At 62.0% G+C, this 7,499-nt stretch carries 6 protein-coding genes; all 6 read left to right on the plus strand.

Features of this window, described 5'->3' with window-relative positions:
- Window positions 1-164: 164 nt before the first annotated feature.
- Window positions 165-1,352 carry a XylR family transcriptional regulator gene (locus tag QWI18_RS17460; RefSeq protein WP_369319377.1) on the plus strand — a complete coding sequence of 396 codons (1,188 nt, stop codon included), beginning with the start codon at window positions 165-167 and terminating at the stop codon, window positions 1,350-1,352.
- Between the two features lie 66 nt (window positions 1,353-1,418).
- On the plus strand, window positions 1,419-2,345 hold the full coding sequence (locus QWI18_RS17465; RefSeq protein WP_296315961.1) for a Gfo/Idh/MocA family protein: 927 nt from the start codon (window positions 1,419-1,421) through the stop codon (window positions 2,343-2,345).
- A gap of 496 nt (window positions 2,346-2,841) precedes the next feature.
- Window positions 2,842-3,420, plus strand: a complete 579-nt coding sequence (gene nudK / locus QWI18_RS17470) for a GDP-mannose pyrophosphatase NudK (RefSeq protein ID WP_369319378.1) — start codon at window positions 2,842-2,844, stop codon at window positions 3,418-3,420.
- 147 nt (window positions 3,421-3,567) lie between these two features.
- Window positions 3,568-4,119, plus strand: coding sequence for a sigma-70 family RNA polymerase sigma factor (locus QWI18_RS17475; protein ID WP_167355800.1), 552 nt, complete (start codon window positions 3,568-3,570; stop codon window positions 4,117-4,119).
- A gap of 45 nt (window positions 4,120-4,164) precedes the next feature.
- Window positions 4,165-5,859, plus strand: a complete 1,695-nt coding sequence (locus tag QWI18_RS17480; RefSeq protein ID WP_192134216.1) for a multidrug ABC transporter permease/ATP-binding protein — start codon at window positions 4,165-4,167, stop codon at window positions 5,857-5,859.
- A gap of 164 nt (window positions 5,860-6,023) precedes the next feature.
- Window positions 6,024-7,370: a lysine N(6)-hydroxylase/L-ornithine N(5)-oxygenase family protein gene (locus QWI18_RS17485; protein WP_369319379.1), complete on the plus strand. Its 1,347-nt coding sequence runs from the start codon at window positions 6,024-6,026 to the stop codon at window positions 7,368-7,370.
- Window positions 7,371-7,499 lie beyond the last annotated feature (129 nt).

Raw genomic sequence — 7,499 nt, forward strand, 5'->3', positions numbered from 1 at the left:
AGCGTTGACGGGCGATGTGTGATTGCCTGTGTGCCGATACTAGCAACGGCCCCGTCCGCGCCGATTGCGAAAATCACCAACTCGGTGTTCGATTTTGAGTATTGAGATTCCCCCGGCGCAGGCCTAGTCTGTGCCGACTCGCTTCACAGGCCCGGGGAACAATAATGAAAACCGTCCCGCCCGCTCACCGCATCGCGCTGTTGTTCAACGGCGGCAAAATCTACGACCGCGGCATTATCACCGGCATCGGCAATTACCTGAGCAGCACCCGCGCGACCTGGGATCTGTTTCTGGAAGAGGACTTTCTCTGCCGCCTGAAGGGCATCGAGCGCTGGCAGGGCGACGGCATCATTGCCGACTTCGACGATCCACTGATCGGCGAGGCGCTGGCCGGCAGCACCTTGCCGGTGGTGGCCGTGGGCGGTTCCTACGAGGACGAGCGGGCCTACCCGAAGCACATTCCCTACGTGGCCACCGACAACTTCGCCCTGATCAAGCTGGCCTACGAGCACCTGATCGAGGCGGGTCTGACGCGCTTCGCCTGTTTCAGCCTGCCGGAAGCCCAGAGCAATCGCTGGGCCCAGGAGCGTGAGAAAGCCTTTCGCCGGCTGTTGCAGCGTGACGGTCTGTACGGCGAGGTCTATCGCGGTCTGAGCACCAGCGCACCGTTGTGGGACAGCGCCGTCGAACAGCAGATCACCTGGCTGCAAAGCCTGCCCAAACCCATCGGCATCATCGCCGTCAGCGACGCCCGCGCCCGGCAGTTGCTGCAGGCGTGTCTGACGGCGGGCATTGCGGTACCCGAGCAGGTGGCGCTGATCGGCATCGACAACGACCCGCTGACCCGCACCCTCACGCGGGTTCCCCTCAGTTCGGTGACGCAAGGCACCCAGCTGATGGGGCGCACGGCGGCACAGTTGCTGCACCAGATGCTCCACGGCATGCCCTCGACCGCTCGCCAGATTCTGGTGCCGCCCGAGGCCATCAACGTTCAGGCCTCCAGCCTGCATCAGCCGCTGGGCAATCCGTACGTCATGCAGGCGCTGCACTTCATTCGCCAGTACGCGTGCCAGGGCATCAAGACTGCCCAAGTCGCGAGCTACGTCGGCATTTCCCGTTCTTCGCTGGAATCGCACTTCCGCAAGGAACGCGGCTGCAGCGTGCATGACGAGATTCTGAGCTTCAAACTGACCGCCGCCGCTTCAGGGCTGAAACACGGTGACTCGGCCATCGCCGACATCGCGCAAAACTGCGGCTTCAAGTCCGCGCAATACCTGCACACCGTGTTCCGCCGGGAGTTCGGCTGCACCCCGCGCGAATACCAGCAGGGCGAGGCAGCACCGCTTCATTGAATTGCTTTAGCGCGTCTCGTTTGGGGCGCGTCTGTCATAACAACGACAACATCACAGGAGTCATCGATGCATCCGATTCGTTTAGGGCTGGTGGGTTACGGCAAGATCGCCCAGGACCAGCACGTGCCGGCGATCCACGGCAGTGACCGCTTTGAGCTGGTGGCCGTGGCGACGCTGGGTCAGCACTGTCCGGGCGTGCCCAATTTCAGCTCGCTGGCTGAGTTGCTGGCCCAAGGACCGGCGGTGGACGCCATCGCCTTTTGCACGCCGCCCCAAGGGCGTTTTGCGCTGGTTGAACAGGCGCTGAAAGCCGGCAAACACGTGCTGGTGGAGAAGCCGCCGTGCTCGACCCTCGGTGAAGCCCTTGCCCTGATCGACGAGGTCAATGCAGCGGGCGTCAGCGGGCTGTTCGCCTGGCATTCACGTTTCGCCCCGGGCGTGGGCAACGCGGTGCAATGGCTTGAAGGCAAGACCCTCAAACAGGTGCGGATCGACTGGAAAGAGCAGGTGCGTAAATGGCACCCGGGTCAGGCGTGGATCTGGCAGGCGGGCGGGTTGGGGGTGTTCGATCCGGGGATCAACGCGTTGTCGATCGTCACCGAATTGCTGCCCCGTGCACTGTTCGTCGAATCGGCGAACCTCAGCGTGCCGAGCAACTGCCAGTCGCCGATTGCGGCGTCGTTGCAGATGCGCTCCGGTGAGAACGTGCAGGTGATTGCCGAACTGGATTTCGATCACAGCGTCAACGAGCAGTGGAGTATCGAGCTGCAGTGCGACGAGGGCGTGATGCGTCTGGACGCGGGCGGCGCGCAGGTCAGCATCGATGGCGTGACGCAGGCCGTATCGGAGGAGGGTGAGTACCCGGCGATGTACGGGCACTTCGCGCGCCTGATCGACGGGGGCAAGAGCGACCTGGATCTGCAGCCGCTGCGCATCGTCGCCGACAGTTTTTTTGTCGGCAGTAAGGAGACGGTAGCGGCGTTTCACGAGTAAAAAGTGACGATCGATGGCCCGATCTGGTGTGCCGGACCGGGCTTCGGCGCCTAATGCGTATCTGCAGCCAGTGTCAGATATGCACCACGCCGACCAGGGCGATGGAAAACGAAACGATGAGGGCCAACAGAATGGTCATGTTGATGGACATTGCGGGCAAATCCTTGTCTGGTTAATCAGTGTCGCCATCATCCGGATTTGCACAGGCAAACTGAACGGCGTTCGTGACTATGTTGGCAATCGATGGAAACAATAGTTCGGGGTTTTGCCAGGAACGCAGATGAAGTGGCACATGTAGGCAATGTGGGAGTGAGCTTGCTCACGAAGGCGGCATTTCAGGCGCCAGAGATGTAACGGATGCCTCGGCCTCTTCGCGAGCAACCTCGCCCCCACAAAATCCGTGTCACTTTCACAATTCCGTGTCGTTGCTTAAATCCCTGCAGCTGCGCCAACTCAATGAGCCAAATCCAACCACTCCCTACCCATAAGGACCACCATGCCTTCCACCCCCATCCGCCTCACCGATGAACAACTCCTCTCTGACAACTGGTACGTGCTCAAGAAATACAGCTTCGAGCTGCAACGCCGCGACGGCAGTTGGCAGTCGCAGACCCGCGAGGTGTACGACCGGGGCAATGGCGCGACGATTCTGTTGTACAACCTCGAACGCCGGACCGTGGTGCTGACCCGCCAGTTCCGCATGCCGGCCTTCGTCAACGGTCACAGCGGTTATTTGATTGAAGCGGCAGCAGGGTTGCTGGACAACGCCAGCCCCGAAGAGCGCATTCGCCTGGAAGCCGAGGAAGAGACCGGCTACGTCGTGCGCTCGGTGAAGAAAATCTTCGATGCCTTCATGAGCCCCGGTTCAGTGACCGAGCGCATTCACTTTTTCATCGGCGAATACCAGCCCGACGATCGAGTCAGCGACGGCGGCGGACTGGAAGAGGAGGGCGAAGACATCGAGGTGCTGGAGCTGAACTTCGAGCGGGCCATCGCCATGGTGGAAAGCGGTGAAATCAATGACGGCAAGACCATCATGCTCCTGCAATACCTGGAGCTGCGCCTTATGAAATGAGGATTGCAGGGCCGAAACGACTCAGGGTGCGGCGAGAAAGTTTCACCAATCGGTAAACTTTCTTACGTTGCAATGAGAATCGTTTGCGTTATCCTTCGCGTTCCTTTGTTACCAGGGATGTCGAACAAGATGGATTTTCGCCCTGCAATGAGCCAGCCCACCCGGCTCGGCTCACCGTGTGTTGGCGCCACCCGTGGCGCGAGAGACCCGCGCCTCGAGGCGCTGATGGGCACCTACAACACCCACCGCGAGGCGCTGATGCGCCTGGCGGCAAAATTCCTTGGCTGTCGCGCCCGCGCCGAGGACGTGGTCCAGGACGCTTTCGTGAAGATGCTCGAAAGCGACCTGGCGTCTGCGGAACCGGCGCGCTACATGTTTCGCGTCGTGCGCAATCTGTCCATCGACCGTCTTCGCCGCCAGCGTCTTGAACGCAACCACGGCGCCGAAGCCGAGCATGAAGAGCAGATACGTTTCGAGGTGTCCCCCGAACGTGTGCTGGCCGGTCGCGAGTCACTGGATCAGCTGGTCGGGGCGCTCAACGAACTGCCCAAGCGCATGCGCATCGTCTTCGACCTCAGCCAGATCCAGGGCTACACCCAGCGCGACGTGGCCAAGGTCATCGGCACCTCGCCGACGATGGTCAACTTCCTCCTGCGCGACACCTTGTCTCACTGCCGCGCGCGGCTCGGCGAGCTCTAGCCACCGCCGCGCCATGTCCCCCGTTTTCACTGCCCGGAGTCATCCATGAAATTAGTTCGTCTGGTCTTCCAGCAATACCGCTGGCCGCTTGCGATGGTGCTGCTGCTGAGCGTCAGCAGCGGGCTGTTGAGCGTCGGCGTGATTGCCTTCGTCAACCAACGCATGATCAGCAGCCACGAAGGCCTCGGCACCGCGCTGTGGCAGTTTGGCCTGATGCTCGCCGTGCTGCTGGCGCTGGCGTCCGGGGCGTCGTTGTCGCTGACCGCCCTGGGTCACCGGTTCGTCTACGGCCTGCGCCGGGTGATGGTCAAGCGCCTGCTGGACACCAACATCGAGCGCATCGAATCCATCGGCGGGGCGAAGATTTTTGCCAGCCTGTCCAGCGACATTCGCGCGGTGACCATGGCCTTCGTGCAGCTGCCGGACCTGATCTACGGCTCGGTGCTCAGCATCGCGTCGTTCAGTTACCTGGCCTGGCTGTCGCCGTCGCTGTTCATCACCACCTTGTGCTGGATGGCTTTCACGTTGGGGGTGGGCTGGCTGCTGGTGGGTAAGCTCAACGCCCACATCCGCGCGCTGCGTGAGTCCGAAGACAAGCTCTATCAGAGCTATCAAGGGGTGATCGACGGGCGCAAGGAGCTGACCCTCAACCGCGACCGCGCGCGCCGGCTGTACGAGGAAACCTTCGACGTCGCCGCCCAGCGCTACCGCGAGCATTTCACCCTGGCCGATCGTTATCACGGCCTGGCCAGCAACTGGGCCAACATCATGGTCCTCGGCACCATTGGCCTGGCGTTTTACCTGGCCAACGGCCTGGGCTGGGCGCCGACGGAAGTGGCGGCGACCTACGCGCTGACCGTGCTGTTCATGCGCACGCCGCTGGTGCTGGCGGTGGCAGCGATTCCGGCGCAGATCTCCGGGCGCGTGGCGCTGGATAAAGTCGAGTCCCTGGCCCTGGCCGAGCACCACGAAAGCTTTGACGTCGCCCCGAGCCACATCGCCGGCCACTGGCAAACCCTCGAACTGCGTGACGTTGAATACCACTATGCGCCCCAGGGTGACGAGCCCGGTTTCGATGTCGGCCCGGTCAACCTGACCCTGCGCCGGGGCGAAACGGTGTTCCTCATGGGTGGCAACGGCAGCGGCAAATCCAGCCTGGCGCGCTTGCTCAGCGGTTTGTATCGACCGTCGGCGGGGGCGATCCTGATCGACGGCCAGGTCATCGGCTCGGACGACTGGCTGGCCTATCGTCAGCTGTTCGCCAGCGTGTTCACCGACTTCCATCTTTTCGCTCAATTGCTCGGCGCCGATGGGCAGAACGCTGAAGTCGCTGACGTCGAGCACTGGCTGGAGAAACTGCACATGAAGCACAAGGTGCAGCTCGCCGACGGGCACTTGCTCGACACGCGTTTTTCCCAAGGTCAGCGCAAGCGTCTGGCGCTGATGCTGGCGCTGCTGGAGAAGCGCGACATCCTGCTGCTGGACGAATGGGCCGCCGATCAGGACCCGTTGTTCCGCCGCTTCTTCTACCGCGAGCTGCTGCCGATGTTCAAAAAAGCCGGCGTGACGGTGTTCGCCATCAGCCACGACGACCAGTATTTCGACCTGGCCGACCGCCTGGTGAAGATGGAGTCCGGGCAGCTCAGCGAACTGCAGGGTGATCGCCGGGAAAACGCCAGCCGCGACGCGGTGGAAGAGATTGGCGCTGCCTACCAGATGAAGACAGTAGAGGCGTTGTAAGAATTTTCGGCGACTGCGACTAAACAGCCGTCAGCCTCAGTCGTCATGTTAATGAGAATCAGTCTTAAACATTTTTGATGCGCGTGAACTGCCATCCGGCGCCAGCGATTTTGTCGCGCGGCTTGCCGGAGTCGATCGCGCGTCGCGCCTTACGAGAGGGAAGCATGGAACTCGTCTACGACTTCATCGGCATCGGTTTCGGCCCGTCGAACCTGGCTTTGGCCATTGCCACCCAGGAGCATGCCCAGCGCAGCGGTCTGGCGCCCCACGTGTGTTTCCTCGAGAAAAAGCCGGCGTTCAACTGGCACGAAGGCATGCTGATCGACGGTTCCACCATGCAGATTTCCTTTCTCAAGGACCTGGTGACCCTGCGCAATCCGGCCAGCCGTTTCACCTTCGTCAACTACCTCAACGAGCGCGGCCGCCTGCAGGACTTCATCAACCTGAAGACCTTCTTCCCGACCCGCGAGGAATACACCGATTACCTGACTTGGGCCGCCTCGCATTTCAACGAACAGGCCCATTACGGTGCCGAAGTGATGTCGGTGGAACCGCATTTCGAAGACGGCCGCTTCGTCGCCATGGACGTGTTGTCCCGCGATGAGCACGGCGAAATCTCCCGCCGTCGCGCGCGCAATCTGGTGTTCGGCATCGGCGGCATTCCCCAGGCGCCAGTGGCCTTCGACGGTCTGGAAGATGCCCGCGTGCTGCACTCTGCCGGCTACCGCGGCGGCATCGAAAAACTCCTCGCCAATCGCCCCGGCCCGGTGCGCGTGGCGGTGGTCGGCGGCGGTCAGAGCGCAGCGGAAATCTTCGAAGACCTGGCCTCGCGTTTCGACAACGTCGAGGCCACTTTGGTGATTCGCGGCAGCGCGCTGAAGCCGTCCGATGACAGCCCCTTCGTCAATCAGATCTTCAACCCGTCGTTCACCGACACTATTTTCAACCACAGTCAGGAGCGTCGCGTCGCGCTGTTCGACGAGTTCCGCAACACCAACTATTCGGTGGTCGACACCGATCTGATCGAGACGATTTTCCAGCGCATGTACCAGCAAAAGGTGCGCGGCGAAGAGCGTCACCGCATGCTCACCAACCGTGAAGTGGTCCACGCCGAAGTGGCCGCCGACGGCATTGAGCTGTTCCTGCGCGATGCGCCCCATGACCAGATGCACAGCGAGTCCTTCGACGTTGTCGTGCTCGCCACCGGCTACCGCCGCGACTATCACCTGGAGCTGCTCTCGGGCATTCAGCAATACATCGAGGGCGCCAACGTCGACCGGCACTACCGTTTGCCCCTGACCCCCGGCAGCGAAGCGGGCATCTTCCTGCAGGGTTGCTGCGAAGACAGCCACGGCTTGAGCGACACGCTGTTGTCGGTGCTGGCGATCCGCTCCCAGGAAGTCGTCGAATCGATCTTCGGCGATCAGCAGCCACCGTGTTCGGCGCGCTCTGCCCATGGGTCGTTGCAGGCCCAGGCCGAGCCCCGCGTGGCACTCAAGCTGGCGCGCTGAGCCCGGGCCTTCAAACAAAGCCCGTCACAACGGTGGTCGTCAGCGGCCACCCACTCTTTTCTCACAACGTTGTGGGCCGCCGTTGCGCGGCCTGCGGGTTGAGCCTTGCCGATACAAACAGGTGAAAGA

Origin of the sequence: Pseudomonas sp. W2Oct36, from assembly GCF_041060465.1 — a bacterium.
In the GTDB taxonomy this organism is placed as follows: domain Bacteria; phylum Pseudomonadota; class Gammaproteobacteria; order Pseudomonadales; family Pseudomonadaceae; genus Aquipseudomonas; species Aquipseudomonas graminis_B.

Coding starts and splice junctions, on each gene's coding strand:
- QWI18_RS17465 (WP_296315961.1), top strand. CDS start 1,419: ATGCATCCGATTCGTTTAGGGCTGGTGGGTTACGGCAAGATCGCCCAG.
- QWI18_RS17485 (WP_369319379.1), top strand. CDS start 6,024: ATGGAACTCGTCTACGACTTCATCGGCATCGGTTTCGGCCCGTCGAAC.
- QWI18_RS17460 (WP_369319377.1), top strand. CDS start 165: ATGAAAACCGTCCCGCCCGCTCACCGCATCGCGCTGTTGTTCAACGGC.
- nudK (WP_369319378.1), top strand. CDS start 2,842: ATGCCTTCCACCCCCATCCGCCTCACCGATGAACAACTCCTCTCTGAC.
- QWI18_RS17480 (WP_192134216.1), top strand. CDS start 4,165: ATGAAATTAGTTCGTCTGGTCTTCCAGCAATACCGCTGGCCGCTTGCG.
- QWI18_RS17475 (WP_167355800.1), top strand. CDS start 3,568: ATGAGCCAGCCCACCCGGCTCGGCTCACCGTGTGTTGGCGCCACCCGT.